Origin of the sequence: Cellulomonas fulva (genome assembly GCF_018531375.1) — a bacterium.
Lineage (GTDB): Bacteria > Actinomycetota > Actinomycetes > Actinomycetales > Cellulomonadaceae > Cellulomonas > Cellulomonas fulva.
The window spans coordinates 768,208-793,205 of record NZ_JAHBOH010000001.1 but is presented as its reverse complement, the minus strand read 5'-3'; the positions used below and the strand labels follow the sequence as shown (position 1 = coordinate 793,205).

General features: G+C 74.9%; 17 protein-coding genes. 13 read left to right on the top strand and 4 right to left on the bottom strand.

All coding sequences use genetic code 11. The features are described from left to right. The first annotated feature begins 55 nt into the window (after nucleotides 1-55). The 3 genes from KIN34_RS03445 to pheA are packed head-to-tail and all read left to right on the top strand — an operon-like array spanning nucleotide 56 to nucleotide 6,311. Nucleotides 56-790 carry a glycosyltransferase family 2 protein gene (locus tag KIN34_RS03445; protein ID WP_214346704.1) on the top strand — a complete coding sequence of 245 codons (735 nt, stop codon included), beginning with the start codon at nucleotides 56-58 and terminating at the stop codon, nucleotides 788-790. Between the two features lie 34 nt (nucleotides 791-824). Beyond that, nucleotides 825-5,348: a hypothetical protein gene (locus tag KIN34_RS03440; protein ID WP_307858066.1), complete on the top strand. Its 4,524-nt coding sequence runs from the start codon at nucleotides 825-827 to the stop codon at nucleotides 5,346-5,348. Between the two features lie 15 nt (nucleotides 5,349-5,363). Further along, nucleotides 5,364-6,311 carry a prephenate dehydratase gene (gene pheA, locus KIN34_RS03435; protein ID WP_214346701.1) on the top strand — a complete coding sequence of 316 codons (948 nt, stop codon included), beginning with the start codon at nucleotides 5,364-5,366 and terminating at the stop codon, nucleotides 6,309-6,311. 16 nt (nucleotides 6,312-6,327) lie between these two features. Here pheA and KIN34_RS03430 read toward each other — a convergent pair whose 3' ends face one another. Both KIN34_RS03430 and KIN34_RS03425 read right to left on the bottom strand, forming a co-directional pair. Beyond that, complete coding sequence (locus tag KIN34_RS03430; protein WP_214346698.1) at nucleotides 6,328-6,999, bottom strand: GntR family transcriptional regulator; 672 nt, start codon at nucleotides 6,997-6,999, stop codon at nucleotides 6,328-6,330. 153 nt (nucleotides 7,000-7,152) lie between these two features. Then, entirely contained in the window at nucleotides 7,153-8,301 is a 1,149-nt protein-coding gene (locus KIN34_RS03425; RefSeq protein WP_214346695.1) for a diacylglycerol/lipid kinase family protein, read from the bottom strand. A 122-nt stretch (nucleotides 8,302-8,423) separates the two neighbouring features. On the opposite strand from KIN34_RS03425, the gene serS reads away from it, so the two are divergent. From serS to KIN34_RS03385, 8 genes are all read left to right on the top strand, one after another. Continuing rightward, entirely contained in the window at nucleotides 8,424-9,704 is a 1,281-nt protein-coding gene (gene serS, locus KIN34_RS03420) for a serine--tRNA ligase (protein WP_214346692.1), read from the top strand. Next, nucleotides 9,701-10,498 carry an HAD family hydrolase gene (locus KIN34_RS03415; RefSeq protein ID WP_214346689.1) on the top strand — a complete coding sequence of 266 codons (798 nt, stop codon included), beginning with the start codon at nucleotides 9,701-9,703 and terminating at the stop codon, nucleotides 10,496-10,498. The genes serS and KIN34_RS03415 overlap by 4 nt, the downstream gene beginning before the upstream one ends. Nucleotides 10,499-10,874: 376 nt before the next feature. Continuing rightward, entirely contained in the window at nucleotides 10,875-11,285 is a 411-nt protein-coding gene (locus KIN34_RS03410; RefSeq protein WP_214351734.1) for an aminotransferase class III-fold pyridoxal phosphate-dependent enzyme, read from the top strand. 13 nt (nucleotides 11,286-11,298) lie between these two features. After that, nucleotides 11,299-12,264 (top strand): EamA family transporter, encoded by a 966-nt coding sequence (locus KIN34_RS03405; protein ID WP_214346686.1) that lies wholly within the window; start codon nucleotides 11,299-11,301, stop codon nucleotides 12,262-12,264. 225 nt (nucleotides 12,265-12,489) lie between these two features. Further along, the gene (locus tag KIN34_RS03400; RefSeq protein ID WP_214346683.1) at nucleotides 12,490-13,869 is read left to right on the top strand and encodes an ABC transporter substrate-binding protein; all 1,380 of its coding nucleotides are present in this window, start codon (nucleotides 12,490-12,492) and stop codon (nucleotides 13,867-13,869) included. Between the two features lie 83 nt (nucleotides 13,870-13,952). Then, a complete protein-coding gene (locus KIN34_RS03395) occupies nucleotides 13,953-14,930 on the top strand; it encodes a carbohydrate ABC transporter permease (protein ID WP_214346681.1) in 978 nt (325 codons plus the stop codon). Continuing rightward, nucleotides 14,927-15,856, top strand: coding sequence for a carbohydrate ABC transporter permease (locus KIN34_RS03390; RefSeq protein ID WP_214346678.1), 930 nt, complete (start codon nucleotides 14,927-14,929; stop codon nucleotides 15,854-15,856). The genes KIN34_RS03395 and KIN34_RS03390 overlap by 4 nt, the downstream gene beginning before the upstream one ends. 125 nt (nucleotides 15,857-15,981) lie before the next feature. Beyond that, on the top strand, nucleotides 15,982-16,845 hold the full coding sequence (locus tag KIN34_RS03385; protein ID WP_214346674.1) for an EamA family transporter: 864 nt from the start codon (nucleotides 15,982-15,984) through the stop codon (nucleotides 16,843-16,845). A 64-nt stretch (nucleotides 16,846-16,909) separates the two neighbouring features. On the opposite strand, the gene KIN34_RS03380 is transcribed toward KIN34_RS03385, so the two are convergent. Beyond that, nucleotides 16,910-17,521 (bottom strand): bacterial proteasome activator family protein, encoded by a 612-nt coding sequence (locus KIN34_RS03380; protein ID WP_214346671.1) that lies wholly within the window; start codon nucleotides 17,519-17,521, stop codon nucleotides 16,910-16,912. 106 nt (nucleotides 17,522-17,627) lie between these two features. On the opposite strand from KIN34_RS03380, the gene KIN34_RS03375 reads away from it, so the two are divergent. After that, complete coding sequence (locus KIN34_RS03375; protein WP_214346669.1) at nucleotides 17,628-18,860, top strand: AGE family epimerase/isomerase; 1,233 nt, start codon at nucleotides 17,628-17,630, stop codon at nucleotides 18,858-18,860. Between the two features lie 3 nt (nucleotides 18,861-18,863). Here KIN34_RS03375 and KIN34_RS03370 read toward each other — a convergent pair whose 3' ends face one another. After that, a complete protein-coding gene (locus tag KIN34_RS03370) occupies nucleotides 18,864-19,874 on the bottom strand; it encodes an NAD(P)H-quinone oxidoreductase (protein WP_214346666.1) in 1,011 nt (336 codons plus the stop codon). Between the two features lie 181 nt (nucleotides 19,875-20,055). On the opposite strand from KIN34_RS03370, the gene KIN34_RS17050 reads away from it, so the two are divergent. Further along, entirely contained in the window at nucleotides 20,056-24,939 is a 4,884-nt protein-coding gene (locus tag KIN34_RS17050) for a HAMP domain-containing protein (protein WP_214346663.1), read from the top strand. Nucleotides 24,940-24,998: the final 59 nt, after the last annotated feature.

The following is a 24,998-nucleotide window of genomic DNA, read 5'->3' as shown; positions in this document are numbered from 1 at the left end:
CGGTCACGGTGATCGTCGAGGCGACGGTCGTGGCCGGCCGCGGCAGCGGGTCGCGGTGATCATCCCGGCGAAGGACGAGTCGCGGCGGATCGCGGCCACGGTCCGCTCCGCCAAGGCGATCCCGCACGTCGACCTCGTGCTCGTCGTCGACGACGGCTCGGAGGACAACACGCAGCACGTCGCCCGGGAGGCGGGCGCGGTCGTCGTGCGGCACTCGCACAACCGCGGGAAGGCCGCCGCGATGGAGACGGGCGCCGCGGTCGTCGCGATGCGGGACGCGCCGGACCGCCTGCCGCGCGTCCTGCTGTTCATCGACGGCGACCTGGGTGAGACCGCGGTGAACACCGCGCCGCTGGTCCCGCCGGTGCTCGAGGGCCACACCGACCTCGCGATCGCGCTGCTCCCGCCCCAGCCGGGAGCGGGCGGACGCGGCATCGTCGTGGGCGCGGCTCGTCGGGCCATCGCCGCGATGACCGGCTGGACGCCCACGCAGCCGCTCTCGGGCATGCGCTGCCTGACGCGCGAGGCGTTCGAGGCCGCCACGCCGCTGGCGCACGGCTGGGGCGTCGAGACCGGCATGACGATCGACCTGCTGCGGCGCGGCTTCCGCGTGGTCGAGGTCCCGTGCGAGCTGCGGCACCGGCCGTCGGGCTCGGACCTGCGCGGGCAGCTCCACCGGGCCGCGCAGTACCGGGACGTCCAGCTCGCCGTCGGTGCGCGCCGGCTGCGCGCCGCGGGCGGCTCGGTCAAGCGCACGGTCAGCCCCGAGCGGCCGCCCACGCACCGCTGACCTCGTCGTCGGTCCCGCCGCCTACCCTGTTCCCGTGCCCTTGCTGACCCGCGCCCGCGCGCGCTCGCCGCGTCGCGCCGGGCGCCGGGCCGTGGTCGCCGTCCGGGCGGTGCTCGCCGGCGCGCTCGCCGCGCTGGCCGTCGCGGCGGGCGCCGGTGCGGCGAGCGCGGAGAGCTCCGGCGACGGGGCGGAGCTGCGCGACGTCGTCGTCGTCGGGATCGGCGGGCTGCACTGGGAGGACGTCGACCGGACCGGGACGCCGACGCTGTGGCGCATGGTCGGGGAGGGGGCCGTCGGCTCGATCTCGGTCCACACCTCGTCGGACCAGATGTGCCGCCTGGGTGCGTGGGAGACCATCTCCGCGGGCCGCCGGGTCGCGCCGTTCGTGGCCCCGTCCGACGAGCCGACGAGCGAGGCCTCGCCGGACGCGGAGGGCGGCTCGTCGGACGTGCTCGACACCTGCCCGACGTTCCCTGCGGTGACGCCGCCCGCCACCGTGCCAGGCCCCGCGTCGGTCCCGGGCTGGTCGGCGATCGTCGCGCCCCCGGCCGACGAGGTGCCCGCGGGCGGCTACGGCGTGCCCGGCACGGTCGGCACCCTGGTCGCGGCCACGGGTGGGTGCACCACCGCGATCGGCCCCGGCGCGGCGCTGGCTCTCGCGGACGACCAGGGCCGGGTCGCGCGGTACGCGCCGACGCTCGGGGCGATCCCCGACGAGGAGCTCGTCGCCTGCCCGGTGACGGTGCTCGACGCGGGCGACCTGCCCGCCGACCGCACCGACCGCCGCGAGGTGCTGGCGCTGGTCGACGACGAGCTGCGGCGCGTGCTGGCCGCGGTCGAACCGGGCACCGACGTCGTGGTCGCCGGCGTGTCCGACGGGCCGACGGGCGAGTCCGGGCTGCAGGCGGTGGTGCAGTGGCGGGCCGGCGGCGGGACCGTCGGCTGGCTGACCTCGAAGTCGACGCGGCGCACGGGCATCGTCACGCTCCAGGACCTGTCCGCGACGATCGTCGCCGCCGTCGGCGGTGACACCGCGGAGCTCGACGGAGCCCCGCTCGAGGTCGGGCCGGAGCGGCGCATGAGCACCGACCGGACCGTCGAGAACCGGCGGTACCTCACCGAGATGACGACGATCACGCCCTACCTGCTGCCGCTCCTGCTCGGGGTGGTCGGGGTCGTGGTCGCGCTCGTGCTGGTCACGCTGCTCCTGGTGCGGCGGCGGCACGCCCGTCCGCCGCCCGCGCTGCGCCGGGTCGCCGTCGCCGTCCTGCTGCTCGCGGTGTGCACGCCCGTGGGCGCCCAGCTCGCGGCGCTCTCGCGCTGGTGGGGCTCGCCCGCGCCCGTGTTCGCGGCCGCCGCCTGGTGGGGGGTCGCCACGGTCGCCGTCGCGCTCGTCGTCTGGCTGGGCTCGCGGCTCCTCCCGCGGGGCCGGTGGCGGCTGGCGACCGCGGCGGCCGCCGCCACGTGGCTCGTCGTGACGGTCGACGGACTGACCGGGACGGTCCTGCAGCAGGGCTCGATCCTGGGTGTCACGCCCACCCTCGGCGCGCGGTACTACGGCTTCGGGAACACCACGTTCGGCGTCTACGCGGCGGCCGGGCTGGTCCTCGCGGCGGGGCTCGCGGCGCTCGCACGGCAGGCGGGCCGCCGGTCCTGGGCGGTGGCGGCCGTCGTCGCGGTCGGGGCGGTGACGGTCGTGGTCGACGGCTGGCCGGCGTTCGGGGCGGACTTCGGGGGCGTGCTCGCGCTGGTGCCGGCGTTCGCGGTGCTGCTCGTCGGCGTCCCGCGGGGTCCGGTCGGCATCCGGCGCGCGCTGCTCTACGGCGGTGCGGCGCTGCTCGTCGTCGGCGTCGTCGCGGTCGTGGACTGGGCGCGTCCCGGCCGCGGCAGCCACCTGGGGCTGTTCGTGCAGCGGATCCTCGACGGCGACGCCGCGGGCATCGTGGCCGGGAAGGCCGTGGGCGCCTGGGCGACCGTCGCGCAGCCGCTGGGCGCCGCGGCCGCGGTCGTGTGCCTGGCGGTGTGCGCCGTCCTCGTGGGCCCCGACCGCTGGCGCGCCCGTCTGCTCGGCGGCGCGCTCGACCGGCTCTACGCGTCGTGGGACGGGCTGCGGCGGCTGCTCCTCGCCGTCGTGGTGGCCGCGCTGCTCGGGTCGCTGCTCAACGACTCGGGCGTCGTCGTGGCGACCACGGTGCTCGCCGTCGCGGGCGGCATGCTCGTCGTCTCGCTGCTGCAGGACCGCTGGCAGGACCTGCCCGACGACCCCGCGCCCGACCGTGCGCCGCTGCACCGCATGCCCGCGGTGATCGTCGCCGCCGGCGGCGGCCTGCTCGCCGTCCTGCTCCTCGTGACCGTGGCGTCGCCGCTGCCGGCCGCGATGGCGGGGGGCGTCACCTCCGGCGGCGGGACCAGCGCGGCGCCCGACGACGCGCCGCTCGTCGTGCTCGGCACCTCCGGGGTCGACTGGTCCGAGGTCGACCGGGCCACGACGCCCACCCTGTGGGGCCTGCTGCGTGACGGCGCGCCCGCGGGTGGCGTGACGCCCGGCGCGAGCGGCCGGTCGGCCTGGTGCCCGGCGGGCGGCTGGCTCGCGCTCTCGTCGGGCCGCGCCGCGATCGCCGGCAGCACCGAGGACGGCACGTGGGCGTGCGCGGACTGGGACGTCACGCCCGGTGCGGGGGCGGGCACGACGAGCGGCGCCGGCTCGGCGACGGTCGAGGGGTGGGCCGACCTGGTCGCGCTGCAGGAGCGCTCGGAGTTCCACCCGCGGCTCGGTGCGCTGGGCGAGGCGCTCGTCGGCTCCGGCACGTGCGCGACGGCGGTCGGGCCGCGAGCCGCGCTCGCGCTCGCGGACCCGGACGGCACGGTCGCGCGGTACCGGACGCCCGACGACGTCACGACGGACCCGGACGACGTGTTCGCGTGCCCGACGACGCTGGTCGACGTCGGCTCCGCGACCCCGCCGGAGCCCGCGGACGACGAGGTCGCCGACACGGACGAGGCGCGGGAGGCGGCGCGCGAGGCTGCGGAGGTCGCGGCCGCCGACGCGCTGCGCGAGGTGGACCAGACCGTCGCCCGGCTGCTGCGCGCGCTGCCCGCGGACGCGACCGCGCTCGTCGTGGACACCGGGCACGCGGGCCGGGGCCGACCGGTCCTGGGCGTCGGCATCGGCGACCCGGAGACGGGCGCGGGCTACCTCACGACGCCGGCCACGCGCTGGACCGGGGTGTTCCGCCTGCTCGACCTGCCCGTGACCATGCTGGTGCACGTGGGCGCGCCGGTGTCCGACGACTTCGCGGGGTCGCCGGTCGTCGTGGGTGCCGACCGGCCGACCGACGTCACGACGACGGTGCGCCAGCTCGAGGACCTCACGGTGCGGGACCAGGCGCTGCGCGGCTCGTCCGGACCGCTGACGACCCCGCCGCTGGTGCTCGGGCTGCTCGTGGTGGTGCTCGCCGCGACGCTCGGGCCGCGGCTCGCGCGCCGCCGGCCGGCGCTCGCGGAGCGGCTGCGTCGCGGCGCCGACGGGGTGCTCGTGGTGCTGGCCGTCGTGCCCGTCGCGAGCTTCCTGCTGACGACGACCTCGTGGTGGCGGTTCGGCACGGGGACCAACGCGCTGTGGCTCGCGCTGGGTGCGAGCGCCGCGGTGCTCGCGGGGGTCGTGGCGCTGGTGCCGCGGCGCCCGGTGACCGGCGCGGTCGGGCTCGTCGCCGGGGTGACCTTCGCGGTGCTGACGCTCGACGCGCTGCTCGGCACGCCGCTGCACCGCGGCAGCCCGCAGGGGCCCGCGGTGACGCTCGGCGGCCGGTTCTACGGCTTCGGCAACCCGACGTACTCCGTGTACGTGGTGGCCGCGCTGGTCACCGCCGCGGTGGTGGGCGGCGCGCTGGTCCGGCGGGGGCGCCGGCTGCTCGGCACCGCCGCGGCCGCCGCGGTGTGCGGCGTGGCGTTGCTGGTCGACCTGTGGCCGGCGCTCGGTGCGGACGTCGGCGGCGGCCTGGTGCTGGTGCCCGCGGGGCTCGTCGTCGTCCTCGGCGTCGCCGGCGTGCGCGTGACGTTCCTGCGGCTCCTGGTGGCGGGCGTCGCGGGCGTGCTCCTGGTGGGCGGGATCGCGGTGCTCGACTGGATGCGGCCGGAGGCCGAGCGCACGCACCTGGGCGTGTTCGTGCAGCGCGTCGTGGACGGCTCGGCGTGGGAGACGGTCGCGCGCAAGCTCGGCTACGCCGCGGCGACGGTGACGAGCGGCTGGGTCGCGGTGCTGACGCTGCTGGTGCTGGTCGGGGTCGTCGTCGTGCTCTGGCCCGGCTCGCGCGTGCGCGTCCCGGCGTGGGACCTCGTCGAGCGGGCGTGGCCGCTGAGCCGGCCGGTGGTCGTCGGGCTGCTGATCGCGGGCATCGCGGGCGGGCTCGTCAACGACTACGGCGTGCGGATCGCCACCGTCATGCTGGTCGCGGCGGTCCCGCTGCTCGGCATGGTCGGGCTGCGCGCGGCCCGCGTACCGGAGGCGAGCACGGCGGAGCGGCCCGACGGCTACCCTGCGAGCACGCCCCCCACCTGACGGACAGGACGGTCCATGCGCTACGCCTACCTCGGCCCCGCCGGCACGTTCACGGAGGCCGCGCTGCGTCAGGTCGCGTCGCCCGACGAGGCCGAGTACCTGCCGCAGGTCGACGTCGTCTCCGCGATCGAGGCGGTGCGGGACGGTCGCGCGGACCTCGCGGTCGTCGCGATCGAGAGCACGGTCGAGGGCGGCGTGACCGCCACGCTGGACAGCCTCGCGTCGGGCGAGCCGCTGGTGCTGCTGCGCGAGGTGCTGGTGCCGGTCCAGTTCACGCTGGCCGCGGCACCGGGCGTGGCGCTCGCGGACGTGCGGCGGATCTCCGCGCACCCGCACGCCTGGGTGCAGTGCCGCCGCTGGCTGGCGCACCGGCTCCCGGACGTGGTGCACGTGCCCGCGACCAGCAACACCGCGCCCGCCGCGCTGCTGCAGCGCGCGGCCGCGGGCGAGCTCACCGGCGAGCTGGGCTTCGACGCCGCGCTCGTGCCGCCGGCCGCCGTCGACACCTACGGGCTGACCCCGCTCGCGCAGGACGTCGCCGACAACCCGCAGGCCGTCACGCGCTTCGTCGTCGTCGGCCGGCCCGGGGACGTGCCGCCGCCCACGGGGGCGGACAAGACGACGCTCGTCGTGCACCTGCCGGACAACGAGGCGGGAGCGCTGCTGGCGATGCTCGAGCAGTTCGCGACGCGCGGGGTGAACCTGTCGCGGATCGAGTCGCGGCCCATCGGGGACGCGCTCGGACGCTACTCGTTCTCGATCGACGCGGAGGGGCACGTGGCCGACGAGCGCGTGGCCGAGGCGATCATGGGCCTGCACCGCCGCTGCCCGTACGTCCGCTTCCTCGGCTCCTACCCGCGAGCGGACGCGGTCGAGCCCACGGTGCACGTCGGCACGTCGGACGCGGACTACGTCGCCGCGCGGCGGTGGGTCGCCGACGTCCGGGACGGCCGCGCGACCTGAGCCGCCCGAGCGGCGGTCAGCCCCCGATCCCGAGGCGCACGGCCTCCCGCACCAGCGGCCGCGCGAGGTCCTGGACCCACGCGCGCGTCGCGTCCCCGGCGTCGGCGGTCGTCAGCGCGGTGAGCAGGGCGCCCGCGCGGTCCCGCGCGTCGTCCGCCCCCGCGGGGTCCGGGACGATCGCGACCAGGCGGAGCAGGTGCGGCCGCAGCGCGTGCACGGTCGCCGCGAGCACGGGGTTGGCCGCGTGCGCGTGCAGTGCGTCGAGCGCGTCGCGGACGTGCTCGGCCCGTGCGCCCGGCTCGCCGGCGGCCTGGGCGTCGGCCGCCCGGTCGAGGTGGCGACCGATCTCCGCAAGGGCGGCGGTGTCCAGCTCGGCGCGCGCCGCGGCCACCCCGTCCAGCGCGGCGACCACCTCCACGACGTCGTCCAGGTAGTCGGCCTCGAGCGGCGCGACGTGCGAGCCACGGTTCGGCTGGCAGCGCAGCAGGCCCTGGTCGCCGAGCCGGCGCAGCGCCTCGCGCACCGGCGTCCGGGAGACCGACAGCCAGGCGGCGATCTCCTCCTCCCGCACCACCTCGCCGGGTGCCAGCTCGCCGCTGACGACGACCGCGAGCAGCCGGTCGTGGACGACGTCGGCGAGCAGGGTGCGGCCCGGCTGGGCCGCGGCGGTGCGTGCGGGGATCGGCATGGCCACTCCGTCGGCTCGGTGCCCCGGGCGCAGCCCGGTGCCACGGGCCGGCGCGGCCCCGTCGTCGTCGGCGGGCACCGGCCTGAGCCGAGCGTAGGCAGCGCGCCGGGTCCCGCCGCGGGACCCACGTCCCGGTGGGTCAGCGCACGGCCGTCACGCGGCGGGCACGCGGACGACGAGCGCGCCGGGGTCGATCCGCGCGGCCACCTCGGTGACCTTCCCGACGATGTCCCCGTCCACCTGCGCCCACTCACCGGCCGGCACGACCACCCGGATCTCCCGCGCGCGCGTGTGGTCGATCCGTCCGACGCCCCGCGCCTTGCCGTTCTTCACCCCGACGCCCTGCAGCATCACCTCACCGAACAGCTGCGCCCAGCCGGCGATGCCCGCGCGGGTGTCGATCGCGGCGACGTCGAGCCACCCGTCGTCGACCACGGCGTCGGGCAGCAACGTGATCCCGCCGGGCAGGCGCCCGCAGTTCCCGACGAGGAGGCTGCGCAGCCGCGTCGTCGTCGTCGGCTCGTCGTCGATGCGGACGTGCACCCGCAGCCGCAGCCCGTGCAGGTGCCGCATCCCGGCCACGAAGTACGCGATCCAGCCCACGCGCGCCTTGAGCTGGTCGTCGGTGTCCGCGACCATCGCCGCGTCGAACCCCAGGCCCGCGATCACCAGGAAGATGTGGTCGCGCTCGCCGAGCGCCTCGTCCGGCACGGTCCCGGCCTCGCGCGCCTCGTCCTCCTCGAGCAGCCGGATGACGCGCAGCCACCCGACGTCGATGGCACGGTCGGCACCGCGCACGGCGATCTCGAGCGACGCGAGCGGGTCACCGAGCGGCAGGTCGAGGTTGCGCGCCAGCAGGTTCCCCGTGCCGACGGGGACGATCGCCATGGGCACGCCGGTCCCGACGAGCGCCTCGGCGACCGCGCGCACCGTGCCGTCCCCGCCGACGGCGACGACCAGGTCCGCGCCCGCCGCGACGGCCGCGCGGGCCTGCCCGACGCCGGGGTCGGCGACCGTGGTCTCGAACCACAGCGGGTCCGGCCGGTCCTGCTCGCGCGCGGCGCGCAGCACGGCCTCGCGCAGCGCGACGACGTCCGGCTTGGACGGGTTGGCCACGTACGCGATGACCTGGCCGCGCTCGCGGACCTCGCGGCCGAGCTCGGTCGCGCGCGGGCTCGTCGTGACCGGGTGCGCCAGGCGGCGGTGCAGCTCACGCTGCCGGGTCCACACGACGAGCGCGACGACGAGCGCGGCGAGCGCGAGCACGCCGGCGACCACCGCGACCCAGGCGACCCACCCCACGACGGCAACCTACGCGAAACGGGTCCGCCCGGACCTCCCCATTCCGCCAGGACCCCCGGTCGTCCGCCCTCGATGGTGCCGGCGCAGGCGAAAGGGGTCGCCGGGGTCGGTAGCCTGCTGGGGTGATCGATCTCAAGCTCCTGCGCGACGACCCCGACGTCGTCCGCGCCAGCCAGGTGGCCCGCGGTGACGACCCCGGCCTCGTCGACGAGGTCCTCGACGCCGACGCCCGCCGCCGGTCCGCGCTCACGGAGTTCGAGACGCTGCGCGCCGAGCAGAAGACGCACGGGAAGAAGGTCGCGCAGGCGCAGGGCGAGGAGAAGCAGGCGCTGCTCGCGCACGGCAAGCAGCTCGCCGAGCGGGTCAAGGGGCTGCAGGCCGAGGCCGACGCGGCGCAGGCCCGGGCCGACGAGCTGGCGCGACGCATCGGCAACGTGGTCGAGGACGGCGTGCCGGCGGGTGGCGAGGACGACTACGTGGTGCTCGAGCACGTGGGCACCCCGCGCGACTTCGCGGCGGAGTACGGCGCGAGCTTCGAGGTCCGGGACCACCTGGCGCTCGGTGAAGGGCTGCGCGCGATCGACACCGAGCGCGGCGCCAAGGTCTCGGGTGCGAGGTTCTACTACCTGACCGGGATCGGGGCGCGCCTCGAGCTCGCGCTGCTGAACGCGGCGGTCGACAAGGCGCTCGCGGCCGGTTTCACCCCGGTCATCACCCCGACGCTGGTCAAGCCCGAGGTCATGGCCGGCACGGGCTTCCTGGGCTCGCACGCGGAGGAGGTGTACCGGCTCGAGGCCGACGACCTCTACCTCGTCGGGACCAGCGAGGTGGCCCTGGCGGGGTACCACTCGGGCGAGATCGTGGACCTGACCGACGGCCCGCTGCGCTACGCGGGCTGGAGCGCGTGCTACCGGCGCGAGGCCGGCTCGTACGGCAAGGACACGCGCGGCATCATCCGCGTGCACCAGTTCCACAAGGTCGAGGCGTTCAGCTACACGCGCGTCGAGGACGCGTATGACGAGCACCGCCGCATCCTGGGCTGGGAGAAGGAGATGCTCGGGCTCGCGGAGCTGCCGTACCGCGTGATCGACACGGCCGCCGGGGATCTGGGCAGCAGCGCCGCGCGCAAGTTCGACTGCGAGGCGTGGCTGCCGAGCCAGCAGCGCTACCTCGAGCTCACGTCGACCTCGAACTGCACGACGTTCCAGGCGCGCCGGCTCGGGGTGCGCGAGCGCACGGCGGACGGCCAGGTGCGGCCGGTCGCGACGCTCAACGGCACGCTCGCCACGACGCGGTGGATCGTCGCGATCCTCGAGAACCACCAGCAGACCGACGGGTCGGTGCACGTGCCGGCCGGGCTGCGGCCCTACCTGGGTGGCCTGGAGGTGCTGGAGCCCCGATGAGCCGCACACGCCTGGTCGCCCTCGACGTCGACGGGACGCTCATGTCCTACGACGGCGTCATCTCCGACGACGTGCGGGCGGCGGTGCGCGAGGTCGTCGCCGCCGGCGTGCACGTGGTCCTGGCGACGGGGCGAGGCGCGCACTCGGCGGTCCCGGTGGCGCGTGACCTGGGCCTGACCGACGGCTGGGTGGTCTGCTCCAACGGCGCCGTGACGGCGCGGCTGGACCCGGACGGAGACGCCGGCGGGTTCGAGCTCACGGACGTCGTGACGTTCGACCCCGGCCCCGCGCTGCGGGCGATCGCGATGGAGATCCCCGACGCGCTGTACGCGGTCGAGGACCTAGGCGTGGGCTTCAAGGTCTCCGAGCCGTTCCCGCCGGGGGAGATCAGCGGGGAGATCACCGTCGTCGGGTTCGACGAGCTGCTGGTCACGCCCGCGACGCGCGTCGTCATCCGCTCGCCCGGCTCGAGCCCCGAGGAGTTCCACGCAATCGTCGAGCGGGTCGGGCTGCACGAGGTGCAGTACGCGGTCGGCTGGACCGCGTGGCTGGACCTCACGCCCGGCGGCGTCTCGAAGGCCAGCGCGCTGGAGACCGTGCGCCGGCGGCTCGGCGTCGAGCCGTTCGCGACCGCCGCGATCGGCGACGGCGGCAACGACCTGGAGATGCTCGCCTGGGCCGCCCGCGGCGTCGCCATGGGCCACGCGCGCGACGAGGTGCGCGCGGCCGCCGACGAGGTGACGGGCACCATCGACGACGACGGCGCCGTCCAGATCCTGCGCTCGCTGCTCTGAGTTCCCCGCCGGGAGCCGTCGCCGCGGCGGGCCGGGCGCCCGGCGATCCGTCGTCGATGGCGCGCAACCGCCGCCTCCGACGTCGTCCGCACCGCCTTGGCCAATCGTTTAAGCGTCCACCTGGCGGAGGAAGTGGTTGACCCTCCCCGGAACGCTGCTGGCAAGATCCCCGTCCGTGACGGACAAAAGGGCAGGTCAGCGCCTCGAATCTGTATCCACAGACGCCGGCGCGCGGCGGCGCAGATGCGCGAGCTCGCGCCCCACGCGGGTGCGCCACTGATCGCGCTGACCCTCGCCGTGCACGTCGTCGCGGGGGTCGCGCCTGTCGTCTTCCTGGTCGCGATAGCGGTAGCGCTCCGCGACGCGGTGTCCGGAGATCTCCCTCCGGCGCTGCTCGTCGCGAAACGGGACCTTCCGTGGCAGCAACCCGGCGTTCGTCACCGCCGCGGCGGCGCTGGCGGAGTTCTGGGCGGACGACCGCCTCGAGAAGCAGACGATGGTGCGGGACGTCGTGGTGGGCGAGTACCTGCGCGAGGTCGCGAACGACCATCCTGCCGTGGTCGCGCAGGCGCGCGGACGCGGCCTCGTGTGGGGCCTCGCCTTCCACGAGCCGCAGGTGGCGCGCAGGACCGCCGACGAGGCCTTCGCGCGCGGGCTGCTCGTCGAGACCTCGGGGTCCCGCGACGAGGTGGTGAAGCTCCTCCCCGCACTGACCGCGACGGACGACGAGCTCGCCGAAGGGCTGCAGGTCCTCAGCGAGTCGGTGGCCGCGGCGGTCCGGGTCTGATGGGCTCCCGAGGGTGACGACCCGGACGGGCACGACGACGGTCGGGGTGCTGTGCGGCGTCGGCGCCAACCTGGTGTGGGGACTGGCCTTCCTGGTGCCGGTGGTGCTGCCCGCGACGCCCTCCCTCGCGCTCGCGCTGGGTCGGTACCTGAGCTTCGGCGCGGTCTCGGTGGTCCTGCTCGCGCTCACGTGGCGCTCCGCGCTCGTCGGGGTGGGCGCCCAGGCGTGGCGGACCGCCCTCACCTTCGCGCTCACCGGGCACCTGGGCTACTACGTCCTGCTGGTGCAGGGCATCCGGTGGGCCGGCGCGCCGATCACCACGGTCATCATCGGCCTGGTGCCCGTGACCGTCGCGATCACCGGGAACTGGGTCCGGCGGGAGTACCCGTTCTCCCGCCTCGCGTTCCCGCTCGGTCTCATCGTCGCCGGCCTTGCGATCGTGTACTCGGTCGAGCTGGACTGGCAGAGCGGCGTGGGCGGGCGTCCCGCCGGGCAGTGGGCGCTCGGGGTCGCGGCTGCCGTCGGGGCGCTCGTCCTGTGGACCTCGTACGCGGTGCGCAACGCGCAGTTCCTGCGCGCCAACCCGCACGTCGCATCGACCACCTGGTCGGCGATGATGGGCGTCGGCACGCTGGTGCTGTCGCTCGTCGCGCTGCCGTTCGTCCTGCTGACCACCACCGGTGGGGGCCAGCGCCTCGGGCCGGTCCTGCCCCTGCTCGTCGCGAGCGTCGTCCTCGGCGTTGTCGTGTCCTGGCTCGGCACCGTCCTGTGGAGCCGCTCGTCCGCGCTGACGCCCATCTCGGTCGCGGGACCGCTCGCGGTGATCCAGGTGTGCGCGGGGCTCGCCTACGTGTTCGCCTGGGAGCGTCGGGTGCCGCCCGCGCTCGAGGTCGTCGGTGCCGTGCTCGTCGTCGCCGGCGTGCTCGCGGTCATCCGCCTCGCGCGCCCTCACGGCGCCGCCGCCCCGCAACACGAGTGACACCGCCGTCCCGTCCACTCCGCCGAGAACGTCATCTCTCCGGCTGAGAGCCCCGCTAGCCGGAGACATGACGTCCTCGTCGCGCGGGTGGCCCGATCGTGACCGGAATGTGACCGGTTTGTCTGGTGTCTGGGGTTGCGGGCGATTTCCGTAACGGCTTGCATCGAGGGGATGGACGCGGGGTGCTGTGCCCTGCGCCTGCAGCCATGACGACACGGAGGTCTCATGAACGGCATGCGCAAGCGTCGGATCCTGGCAGCCTCGGCCTCGGCCGCGGCGCTCGCCCTGATCCTGGCGGCCTGTTCCGACGACGGTGGGGACGGGGGCGACGGCGGGGACGGCGGCGAGACCAACGCCGACTGCGCCGCGTTCGAGGAGTACGGCGACCTCAGCGGCAAGACGGTCACGATCTACGCCGGCATCGTGGCGCCGGAGGACCAGCCGTACATCGACTCGTTCAAGCCGTTTGAGGACTGCACGGGGGCGAAGGTCGACTACCAGGCGGACAAGCAGTTCGAGCAGCAGATCCTGGTCCGCGCTCAGGCCGGCAACCCGCCGGACATCGCGATCGTGCCGCAGCCCGGCCTGCTCGCGCAGCTGGTCGACACCGGCACGGTCGTCGAGGCCCCGCAGGGCGTCTCCGACAACGTGGACGAGTTCTGGGGCGAGGACTGGAAGGCGCTCGGCACCGTCGACGGCACCTTCTACGCGGCGCCCTCGGGTGCGAGCGTGAAGTCGCTCGTCTGGTACTCGCCGCAGGAGTTCGAGGCCAACGGCTGGACGGTCCCGACGACGCTCGACGAGCTGATGACGCTCACCGAGACGATCGCGGCGGACAGCGGCCACAAGCCGTGGTGCGCGGGCATCGCGTCCGACGCCGCGACCGGCTGGCCGATCACCGACTGGATGGAGGACATGGTCCTGCGCGTCGGCGGTCCGGACGTCTACGACCAGTGGGTCAGCCACGAGATCGCCTTCAACTCCGAGGTCCCGACCGAGGCGCTCGACATGGTCGGCGACTACCTGAAGAACCCCGACTTCGTGAACGGCGGCTACGGCGACGTCTCCTCGATCGCGACCACGGCGTTCCAGGACGGCGGCCTGCCGATCCTCGAGGGTCAGTGCTCGCTGCACCGCATGGCGAGCTTCTACGCGGCCAACTTCCCGCAGGGCACGGACATCTCCGAGAACGGGCAGATCTTCGCGTTCTACCTGCCGAGCGAGACGGCCGACGACAAGCCGGTGCTGGGCGCCGGCGAGTTCGTGACCGCGTTCTCCGACGACCCGGCCGTGCAGGCGCTGCTCGACTTCTGGAGCACCGACACCTGGGCCAACCTCAAGGCCCAGGCGAGCGCCGACCTGACCAACGGCGGCTGGATCACGGCCAACAAGGGTCTGGACACGTCGATCCTGGTCAACCCGATCGACAAGCTCTCGGCGGACCTGCTCCTGGACGAGAACGCGAGCTTCCGGTTCGACGGCTCGGACATGATGCCGGGCGCGGTCGGCTCGAACGCGTTCTGGAAGGAGGCGACCGCCTGGATCACCGGTCAGTCGACGCAGGACACGGTCGACAAGATCGAGGCTGCCTGGCCCTCGTCGTGACGTGACGCCGGCACCCCGGGGGCGGACCGCTCCCGGGGTGCCGGCGCGCCCACGTCCTGCCCCCTCGTTCCCCGGAGGTCGCCATGGAAGCCGCCGACAAGCTGGTGGGGATGGTGGTCGCGCTCGCCGCGTTCGCCGCCGTCATCGGCGTGATCCTGCTGCTCGTCCACCTGCTCGAACGTCGCGGCGCCCGCCGCGTCGCCTGGTGGTTCGTCGGACCCACCGTGCTGCTCATCGCCGTCGGCCTGGTCTACCCCGCGCTGCGGACGATCTGGCGGTCGCTCTACGACGCCGCCGGGAGCGGGTTCGTCGGCCTCGGCAACTACACCGACGTGTTCACGTCGCCCGACCAGCTCGTCGTGCTCCGCAACACCGTCCTGTGGGTCCTCGTCACACCGTTCGTCGCGACCGTCGTCGGGCTGGTCTACGCGATCCTCGTCGACGGCGCCAAGGGCGAGGCCGCCGCGAAGGCGCTGATCTTCCTGCCGATGGCGATCTCGTTCGTCGGCGCGTCGATCATCTGGAAGTTCATGTACGAGTACCGCTTCTTCGACCCGGACGTGGAGAACAACCCGAACCAGATCGGGTTCATCAACCAGATCATCGTGTGGCTGGGCGGGACGCCGCAGAACTTCCTGCTGAACAGCCCGTGGAACAACTTCTTCCTCATCGCCGTGATGATCTGGATCCAGGCCGGGTTCGCCATGACGATCCTGTCCGCCGCCATCAAGGCGATCCCGACGGAGATCACCGAGGCCGCCCGGCTCGACGGCGTGTCCTCGCTCGAGATGTTCCGCTTCGTGACGATCCCGAGCATCCGGCCGACGCTCATCGTGGTGCTCACGACCATCGCGATCGGCTGCCTGAAGGTCTTCGACATCGTGCGGACCATGACGGCCGGGAACTTCGGGACCAGCGTCGTCGCGAACGAGTTCTACACGCAGAGCTTCAGCGCGGCGAACCAGGGCCTGGGTGCGGCGCTCGCGGTGCTGCTGTTCGTGCTGGTCATCCCGATCATCGTCTACAACGTGCGGCAGCTGCGGAAGGCGGACCACCGATGAGCGCCGTCGAGCTCGACCCCGTCGCGACCGCGAGCGGCGGCGACGCCCCCAAGCCGCCGCGGGAGAGCACCGCGGCAGCCGCTCGGCGCCGGCTGTCCCGACCGTGGGCGTCGTTCTTCGCCGTCGTCCTGGCGGTGCTCTGGACCATCCCCACGCTCGGCCTGCTGATCACGTCCTTCCGGCCGGCGGCGGACATCAACAAGACGGGCTGGTGGACCGTCTTCACCAACCCTGACTTCACGCTCGAGAACTACGAGAACGTGCTGTCGCCGGACAACTCGCAGTCGCTCGCCCCGTCGATCATCAACTCGGTCGTCATCACGATCCCCGCGGTCGTCCTGCCGATGTTCCTGGCGACCCTCGCGGCGTACGGCTTCGCGTGGATGAACTTCAAGGGCAAGAACGTCCTGTTCATCGCCGTGTTCGCGCTCCAGGTGGTGCCGATCCAGGTCACCCTGATCCCCCTGCTCAGCCTGTACGTGGACCTCGGCATCTCCGGGACGTTCTGGGCCGTGTGGCTCTCCCACACGATGTTCGGTCTGCCCCTCGCGGTGTTCCTCCTGCACAACTTCATGCAAGAGATCCCCGGCGAGCTCATCGAGGCGGCGCGCGTCGACGGCGCGGGACACGTGACGATCTTCTTCCGCCTGATGCTGCCGATGCTCAAGCCCGCGATCGCGGCGCTCGGCATCTACCAGTTCCTGTGGGTGTGGAACGACCTGCTCGTCGCGCTGACCTTCGCGGGCTCGTCGCGGGAGCTCGCGCCGATGACCGTGGCGCTGCTCAACCTCACGGGCTCGCGCGGGTCGCAGTGGTTCCTGCTCTCCGCGGGCGCGTTCATCTCGATCATCATCCCGGCGATCGTCTTCCTGTCCCTGCAGCGCTACTTCGTCCGCGGCCTCCTCGCCGGTTCGGTCAAGGGCTGACCGCCGACGGCACCCCGCCGACGACACCCCGCCGACCACGTCATCCCTCCGGCTCCGAGCGCCCAGAGCCGGAGTCATGACGTGGTCGGCGGGGCGGGGGAGGCTGGGGGCCTAGCCTGGGCGGCGTGCCTGCGCCGCTGCTCTTCGTCGTCTCGGCGCTGACGCAGTACGTCGGGGCGGCCGTCGCCGTGGACCTGTTCGCGCGCATCGCCCCGGCGAGTGTCGCGTGGCTGCGGATCGCCGTCGCGGCGCTGGTGCTCGTCGGCTGGACCAGGCCGTGGCGGACGCGGGGGCTGTGGACCTGGCCGACCGTGCGCACCGCCGTGCTGTTCGGGGCCGTCCTGGCGGTCATGAACGCCGCGTTCTACGTCGCGATCGACACGCTCCCGCTGGGCACCGCGGTCGCGCTGGAGTTCGCGGGACCGGTGGCGGTCGCCGCGGTCACGGGCCGCGGGTGGCGGGACCGCGCGGCGATCGTGGTGGCCGCGGCCGGCGTGGTGCTGCTCGCGGGCGTGAGCCTGGACGTCGGCGACGACGCCGCGCGCGGGCTCGTCGCGATCGCGGTCGCCGCGACGTGCTGGGCGCTGTACATCGTGCTCGGCCGCCGCGTGGCCACCGCGCCGACCGGCGGGCTGACCGGGCTCGGCGTCGCGATGGCGGCCGGCTCCCTGGTGCTCGCGCCGTTCCTCGCGCCGGGCGCTGCCCCCGTCCTGGGCGACGCGGGGCTCGCGGCGCTCGTCGTCGTCGTGGCGGTGTGCTCGTCCGTGATCCCCTACGGCATCGAGCAGGTGGTGCTGCGGCGCGTGACCGCGGCGACCTTCGCCGTGCTGCTGGCGCTCCTGCCGGCGACCGCGGCGGTCGTCGGGGCCGTGATGCTGCAGCAGGTGCCGCACGGCCTCGAGGTCGTCGGGCTCGTGCTGGTGTCCGGCGCCATCGCGCTCACGGCACGCACCGCGGACGCCCCGGAGGAGGCTCCCCCGCCCGCGTGAGCCGGACGCGGCTGCGTGCCCGGCGGGTCCCGTCCGGGCGAGAGGGTGCGGGGGACGCGACGAGCTAGAGGTACTGCCCGGTGCCGCCGAGGTCCTCCCCGCCAGCGCGCGGGTCGGTCGCGCGGCCCGGAGCCATCCCCGGCACGCCCGGGACGCCGCCGGCGGCACCCGGCGGCAGCGCGCGACGCATCTGCTGCAGCTGCGCCTGCGTCGCCATCTGCTGCGCGACCAGAGCGGTCTGGATCCCGTGGAACAGCCCCTCGAGCCAGCCCACGAGCTGGGCCTGCGCGATCCGCAGCTCGGCGTCCGACGGGGTCTCGTCCTGGGAGAACGGCAGCGTGATGCGGTGCAGCTCCTCCACGAGCTCCGGGGACAGGCCCTCCTCGAGCTCGTGCAGCGATCGCTCGTGCACCTCCGCGAGCCGGGCACGGGCGGCGTCGTCGAGCGGGGCGGAGCGCACCTCGTCGAGCAGCTGCTTGACCATCGTGCCGATGCGCATGACCTTCGCGGGCTGCGCCACCATGCCCGGGAGGTTCTCGTCGAGCAGCTCGTCCGACGCGTCCGGGGCGGACCCGTCGTGCGCGTCCTCCGACGAGCGTGCGGCGCCCGCGCGCTCGTCGGACCGGGGCACGATGACCACGCGGGGACCGGTGGTGCGCTGCTCGTCGTCGCTCATCCCGGCATTCTCACGGACACCACCCACGGCGACCACCCGGCGGGAGCCGCGACGGCCCCCGTAGACGGCCCAGGGCGGACGGGCGCGCCGCCGCTAGGGTGGCGCCATGGCCTGGCTCACCACCCCGTCGCACGACCGCTGGCTCGAGCAGGAGGTCGACCGGCTGCTGGCCTTCGGCCGCGCCGCCGCGCTGCCGACGGGCGGCTTCGCCCGCCAGGACGACGAGGGCCGCCCCACCGACGGGCCGCTCGAGCTCTGGATCGCGTGCCGGATGACGCACGTCTACGCGCTCGCGCACCTGCTGGGCCGGCCGGGCTCCGCGGTGCTGGTGGACCACGGCCTCGCGGCGATCACCGGGCTGTTCGCCGACCCCGACCACGGCGGCTGGTTCGCCGAGGTCGGGCGGGACGGCACGCCGGTCGAGACGACGAAGGCCGCCTACCCGCACGCGTTCGTCGTGCTCGCGGCCTCGTCGGCCACGGTCGCGGGCCGCCCGGGCGCGCGCGAGCTGCTGGACGCCGCGCTGGCGGTCCAGGAGCAGCGCTTCTGGGACGACGAGGCCGGCATGGCGGTCGAGGAGTGGGACCGCGCGTTCACCACGCTGGACCCGTACCGGGGCGTCAACGCCAACATGCACACGGTCGAGGCCTACCTCGCGGCGGCCGACGTCACGGGCGACCGCGTGTGGCTGGACCGCGCCGTGCGCATCGTGGAGCGCGTCGTGCACGGGTTCGCGCGGGGCAACGAGTGGCGCATCCCGGAGCACTTCGACACCGACTGGAACGCCGACCTCGAGTACAACGCCGACACCCCGGCCCACCCGTTCCGGCCGTACGGCGCGACGGTGGGGCACTGGTTCGAGTGGGCGCGGCTGACCCTGCACGCGCGGGCGGCGCTCGAGCAGCGTGGGCTCGCGGCCCCGGCCTGGATGCTCGACGACGCGGTCGCGCTGTTCGACGCGGGAGTCGCGGAGGGCTGGCACGTGGACGGCGCGCCCGGCTTCGTCTACACGGTCGACTGGACGGGTGCTCCCGTCGTGCGGGAGCGCATGCACTGGGTGGCGGCGGAGGCGATCGCCGCGGCCGCGGCGCTGCACGCCGCCACCGGCGAGGCCCGGTACGACGAGTGGTACACGACCTGGTGGGAGTACGTCGGCGCGCACGTCATCGACCGCGAGGGCGGTTCCTGGTGGCACGAGCTCGGGCCGGACAACACGGTGTCCCGCACGGTCTGGGCGGGCAAGGCGGACCTCTACCACGCGGTCCAGGCCGCGCTCGTCCCGCGCCTGCCCCTGACGCCCGTGCTGGCTCCGGCGCTCGCGGCCGGCCTGCTGCGCTGAGCCTCAGGGCTCCAGCAGGAGCTTGCCGAACACCTCGCCGGAGGTGAGGAGCTCGTGCGCCCGGCCCGCCTGGTCCAGGGGGAGCGTCGCGTGCACGACGGGCCGTACGCGACCGGCGGTCACGAGCGGCCACGCGTGCTCCCGCACGGCCGCGACGAGCCGGGCCTTGTCCCGCGCGGGGCGTGAGCGCAGCGTCGTCGCGCGCAGGGAGCCGCGCCGCGCGAGCAGCTCGCCCACGTCCAGCGTGCCGCGCCGCCCCTGCTGCAGGCCGATCACGACGACGCGGCCGTCGAGAGCCAGCACCGCGACGTTCTCCTCGAGACCGCCCGCGCCCAGGACGTCGAGCACCACGTCCGCGCCGCGTCCGCTCGTGGCCTCACGGACCTGCTCCACCAGGTCGTCCGACCGGTGGTCCAGCACGACGTCGGCGCCGCCGAGCTCCGCGACCCGGGCGACGCGCTGCGCGCCGCCCGCCGTGGCCAGCACGCGCAGGCCCCGCGCGGCCGCGAGCTGGACGGCGACGCTGCCGACGCCGCCGGAGCCGCCGCGCACCAGGATCGCCTCGCCCGGCCGGGCGTCGGCGGTCTCCAGCACCATCCAGGCGGTCACCAGCGCCTCGGGCAGCGCGGCCGCCTCGGGGAGCGCCAGCGAGTCCGGGACGCGGAGCGCGAGCGCGGTCGGCACGACGACCCGTTCGGCGTAGCCGCCACCGCCCAGCAGCGCCGCGACGCGGTCACCCGGACGCCACACCTCGTCGGACCCCGCCGCGGGAGAGCCCGCGGGCTCGTCGGACGGCCCGACCTCCCGCACGACACCCGCGACCTCGAGGCCGGGCCACGGCGGAACCCCAGGTGGGGGAGGGTAGTGTCCCTCACGCTGCAGCACGTCGGCGCGATTGACCCCCGCCGCGACGACGTCGACCAGCAGCTCGCCCGGACCCGGTGCGGGCTCCGCGACGTCGTGGACCTCGAGGACGTCAGGTCCACCCGGGCGGGTGATCACCACAGCTCGCATCTGCGCACCCTACGGCGCGGGACTACGGGGCACACTGTCCCGATCTGTCCTGTCCGCCCGGGTGAGGTCCGTGGCAAACTCTGCGGCGGGCTAATGGTCGTGCGTCCAGTGGCCGATGACACCGCACGGGTTGCCTGTGGTCTCTCCACCCAGGACCCGCGTCGGTGAGGAAGGAAACGAGATGCTGCGTCGACTTGGCATTAGAGCCAAGGTGCTGGCGGTGCTTGCCGTCCCCATGCTCGTGCTCGTCCTGCTCGGCGTGTACATCTCCGCCACCTCGATCAGCGACCTCCTGGGCGCCCGGGCGACGCAGCAGGTGACCAAGACCCTGCGTGCCTACCAGCCGCTCGGCCAGGCGATCGACAACGAGTACGTGACCTCGATGACGAGCGGGGACCCGGAGGCCATCGCCGCGGCGCAGGCCGCCACCGACGCGGCCCTGGCCGACGTGCGCGAGTTCACCAACGACCTGGACCTGAGCCGCTTCCCCGACGCACTGGTGCAGCAGTTCCAGTCCGTGCAGGCGGACTACGAGGTCACGCTGCCCGCCGCGCGCCTCGCGGTCGAGCGCGGCGGCGTCAACTCGGTGGTGCGGGCCAACTTCCAGACCATCGAACGGGACCAGCTCGAGCTCGTCGGGCAGCTCGGTGAGACGTTCCAGAACCGTGAGCTCGCGACCGCGGTCAACTCCTACCTCATGCTCTCGACGACCTCGACCGAGCTGGTCGCCGAGATGATCGACGGGCTGTCGATGCTCTCGGGCACCACCAGCCCGACGATCGGTGACTCCTACGCCGCGCAGGTCCAGTCGGTCGAGACGGCGCGCACGGACGCGGCCGTGGCGCTCAACCGCGTCTCCGGCGTCACCCTCTCCCTCCCGCCGAACCAGCCGAGCTCGGCGTTCATCGCGATGCGCACGCTGCTGTCCGACGGCACCTCGGAGTCGGTCTCTCAGGTCGACCCCGCCGCGTACCTCGGCGAGATCGAGACGCAGATCGGTCAGCTGGTCGACCTCGCCGGCCAGTCGATCGACGAGGCCCAGCGCCTCGCCGACATCGACGCGGACGCCGCGCTCAACCGGACGTACGTGACCATCGGCGCCACCGTCCTGGCCGCCGTCGCGTCCTTCCTGCTCGCGCTCGTCGTCGCCCGCAGCATCGTCGGCCCGCTGCGGCGCCTGACCTCCGCCGCCTCGGACGTCCGCGAGCGCCTGCCGCAGATCGTCGAGCAGGTGGCGACCCCCGGTGAGCAGCCGGACGTCCAGCTCGACCCGATCCCGGTGAACTCGCGCGACGAGGTGGGCCGGCTGGCCCAGGCGTTCAACTCGATGAACGCGACCACGGTGCGCGTCGCGCAGGAGCAGGCCGCGCTGCGTGGCTCCATCGCCGAGATGTTCGTCAACGTCGCCCGCCGCGACCAGGTGCTCCTCAACCGCCAGCTGTCGTTCATCGACTCGCTCGAGCGCACCGAGGAAGACCCGAACACGCTCGCCAACCTGTTCCGCCTCGACCACCTCGCGACCCGGATGCGTCGTAACGCCGAGTCCCTCCTGGTGCTCGCCGGCATCGACTCCGGCCGTCGTCTGCGTGACGCCATGCCGCTGTCCGACGTGGTGCGCACGGCCTCCTCCGAGATCGAGCAGTACGACCGGATCGAGCTCGACCTGCAGGTCGACCCGCCGATGCTCGGCTTCAACGCCCTGCCGGCCGCCCACCTGCTCGCCGAGCTGCTGGAGAACGCCACGGTGTTCTCCGAGCCGGAGACCCCCGTCACGGTCACGACGGGTGTGTCCGGCCAGTTCGTCGCCATCCGCATCCGCGACCACGGCCTCGGCATGACCGACGACGAGATCGCGGCCGCGAACGCCAAGATCGCCGCCTCCGCCGCCGGTGACGTCCTCGGTGCCCAGCGCCTGGGCCTGTTCGTGGTGGGGCGCATCGCCCAGAAGCTCGGCGCGGCCGTGCGCATCGCCAAGGCCGCCGGCGGGACGGGCACGGACACGACCGTGCTCCTGCCCGCGACGCTCTTCGCGAGCGGTGAGACCGCCATGTACGGCGCCCCGAGCGTCGCCGTGGAGCTCGAGCGGGACGCCGCCGAGGCGCCCGTGGCCGCCGAGGTCGACCTCGCGGCGCTCACCGACGGCGAGACCTCGCTCGGCCTGCCCCGTCGCCGTCGCGGCGAGGGCGAGGCGGACGCCGAGTCGGGGGCGATCCCCGTCACGCCGGCCGGCCTGCCGACGCGCGGCGAGCTGCCGGCCCGGCCCAAGAAGACCTTCGACGAGGACAACATCGTCCTGCCCGTCGCGACCGCGACGAACCTGTCGCCCGACCTCTCGACCGCGGCGCCCGACTGGACGCCCGCGGCGCTCGAGTCCACCGGCGGCGGCCTCCCGACGCGCAACGCCCGGACGTCCGCGTGGCAGCCGCCCGCCGACGAGCCGACGACGACCAGCAGCGCGCCGGCGAGCCCGGCGGCCCGTGCCGGCCTGTTCTCCGGCTTCCGCGGCCGCACCGCGGCCGACCAGTCGGCCGTCCCGGGCCTGGCGCCCGACGGTGACGGCGGGGACCGCGCGGCCGACCAGGTCCGCGCGCCCTGGATGTCGCTGGGCGCCCACGGCGCCGCTCCCGAGCCCATCGTGGTCCCGGGCCTGGCGGACGACGACGACGAGACGTGGTCCACCGACCAGCCCGTCGAGGCCGCTCCGACCGCCGCGTTCGAGGCCGACACCTACCAGCCGTCCTCGTTCGAGCAGGGTGCGCCCCTGGTCGCGTCCGAGCCCGGCCGTGACGAGCAGCGCGCCGACGAGCAGCCGGCCGACGAGCAGCCTGCCGACGAGCACCTGGCCGAGCAGCCGGCCGACGAGCCCGCCGTGGACGAGCACCCGGCAGCCGAGGAGGCGTGGGCCCCGACCTTCGCCGAGCCGGAGGCCGCGCAGCACGAGCCCGTCGCGGACGAGCAGGTGTCCGCGGAGCCCGCCGCGTACGAGCCCGCCGCCTACGAGCCCGCCCCGTTCGGGTCTGCTCCGTACGAGCCCGCCCCGTTCGAGCCCGCTGCCTACGAGCCCGCTCCGTTCGAGCCGGCCGCCGACGAGGCGACCCCGTACGAGCCGGTGGCGCTCCGGCACGACGAGACCGCGTCCGACGAGCTCGGCTCCGACGAGCACGCCTACGTCCCGCAGCCCGAGGCCGCGGCCGGTGCGCTCCCGGTCCGGGGCTGGTCGCAGGAGCCCCAGCAGGAGACCGTTCCCGAGCACGCGTCCTTCGACGACGGCCCGGCGTTCGATGCGCTCCCGCCCGTCGACGCGACGTGGGCCGACGCTGTCGACGCCGAGGCGACGCACGACGAGCCGGCGCACGACGAGGCCGCGCACGACGAGGCCGCGCACGACGAGGCCGCGCACGACGAGCCCGTGCAGCAGCCGGTGTCCCCGTGGGCGTCCTTCCGCCGCGTGACCGAGCCCGAGCCCCAGGACGTGGCACAGGACGCGGCGCCGGCTCACGAGGCCGTCGCCGACGCCTACGCCGCACAGCCCTCCGTCGAGCAGCCCGCCGAGCACGATGCGTACGGCACCGGCGTCGACGAGCCCGTCGTGGCTCCGTCGGCTCCCGTGGCACCCGTCGCGTACACCGCGTACAGCGGGTACGCCGGGTGGGCCGCCTCGCCGCAGGGTCCCGCCGACTCGGCCGCGCCGTTCGACTTCGAGCGCACGCTCGACGAGGCCCGCGCGTGGCACACCGGCGCGCAGCCCACCGTCGAGGAGGCGCCGGCCGCGTACGCACCGGTGGTCGAGGAGGCCCCGGCCGAGCCGGCCGCCGAGGCCGACACGGTCGCGTACGAGCCCGTCGCCTACGAGCCCGTCGCCGAGACGCCGGTGGCCGAGGCGCCCGTCGCCGAGGAGCCTGCCTCGTCGTGGGACGGCCAGTGGCAGGCACCGACGTGGGAGGCGCCCCGCTGGGACGCGCCGACCGAGACGGTCGAGCCGATCGTGGAGCCCCTCCTCGAGCAGGAGCCCGAGGCGTACGTCGCGCCGGTCGAGGACGCGCCGGAGCAGCTCGCCGTGCCGGCCCTGGCCGACGACGAGCGCGACCAGGACGCGGACGCGGCGGTGCCTGTCTGGGCCGACACGACTCCCGCGTGGAGCGCGCCGACGTGGCCCTCGCTGGCCGACGACGAGCCCGCCGCGGAGCCCGCTGCCCAGCCCGTGGAGCAGGCGCCGGTGGAGCAGGCTCCGGTGGAGCAGGTTCCCGTGGCGCAGACCCCCGTCGCGCAGCCCGCACCGGTCGCCGAGGCGCCGCAGGCCCCGGCGGAGCCCGCGTGGGCCCCGACGGCTCCGGCAGCGCCCGTCGCGGCGGCGGCCGGGTTCGGTGCCACGGGCGTGGCCGAGGCCTCGCGCGACGAGGCGACCGAGCAGGACCGTCCCCGCAAGCGGTGGGGCCTGTTCGGGCGCCGCAAGGGCAGCGAGGCGGAGGAGGCCCCGGCAGCGGCGTCGTTCGCCCCGGAGCCCGCGGCCGCCCCGCAGCCCGCGGCTGAGCCGGTCCGCACGTCGGCGTGGTCCGCACCGAGCGAGCCCGTCGCGCCGGCCCCGGTCGAGCAGGCGTGGTCCGCCCCGCAGTGGAACGCCCCGGAGGCGCCCGCCCCGAGCTCCCCGGAGCCGGCACCGGCCGCCTGGGCCCCGCCCGAGTGGGCCGCCCGTCCGGCAGCACCCGCTGCTCCGGCCGCGGTGGACGTGCCCAACCCGGTCCTGCCGCCGTCGGTCGCCCCCCGCATCGGGACGCTCGACGACGACGTGGCCGCGATGCTCGCGCTGCGCTCGGACATCCAGGAGCAGGCGCTCTCCGAGCTCAGCCAGCTCTCGGCGTACCGCCCGGCCGCGAACACCTCGGGCGAGCGCCTGACCCGCCGCGTGCCGACCGCGATCCCGCAGACGGCACCGGAGCAGGCCGACGGCGCGCCGGTCCAGCGCGACGCCTCGGAGCTGCGCAGCCGCCTGTCCAGCTTCCAGTCCGGCACGTCGCGGGGCCGCCAGGCCGCCGGCACGCCGAACGACGGAACGAGCCACTCGTGATGACCCCCACCATCGCCCCCGTCGTGGGGACGTTCGAACCCGCAGTCGTCGACTGCACC

Coding starts and splice junctions, on each gene's coding strand:
- KIN34_RS03375 (WP_214346669.1), top strand. CDS start 17,628: ATGGCCTGGCTCACCACCCCGTCGCACGACCGCTGGCTCGAGCAGGAG.
- KIN34_RS03395 (WP_214346681.1), top strand. CDS start 13,953: ATGGAAGCCGCCGACAAGCTGGTGGGGATGGTGGTCGCGCTCGCCGCG.
- KIN34_RS03390 (WP_214346678.1), top strand. CDS start 14,927: ATGAGCGCCGTCGAGCTCGACCCCGTCGCGACCGCGAGCGGCGGCGAC.
- KIN34_RS03380 (WP_214346671.1), bottom strand. CDS start 17,521: ATGAGCGACGACGAGCAGCGCACCACCGGTCCCCGCGTGGTCATCGTG.
- KIN34_RS03400 (WP_214346683.1), top strand. CDS start 12,490: ATGAACGGCATGCGCAAGCGTCGGATCCTGGCAGCCTCGGCCTCGGCC.
- KIN34_RS03430 (WP_214346698.1), bottom strand. CDS start 6,999: ATGCCGATCCCCGCACGCACCGCCGCGGCCCAGCCGGGCCGCACCCTG.
- KIN34_RS03370 (WP_214346666.1), bottom strand. CDS start 19,874: ATGCGAGCTGTGGTGATCACCCGCCCGGGTGGACCTGACGTCCTCGAG.
- pheA (WP_214346701.1), top strand. CDS start 5,364: ATGCGCTACGCCTACCTCGGCCCCGCCGGCACGTTCACGGAGGCCGCG.
- KIN34_RS17050 (WP_214346663.1), top strand. CDS start 20,056: ATGCTGCGTCGACTTGGCATTAGAGCCAAGGTGCTGGCGGTGCTTGCC.
- KIN34_RS03415 (WP_214346689.1), top strand. CDS start 9,701: ATGAGCCGCACACGCCTGGTCGCCCTCGACGTCGACGGGACGCTCATG.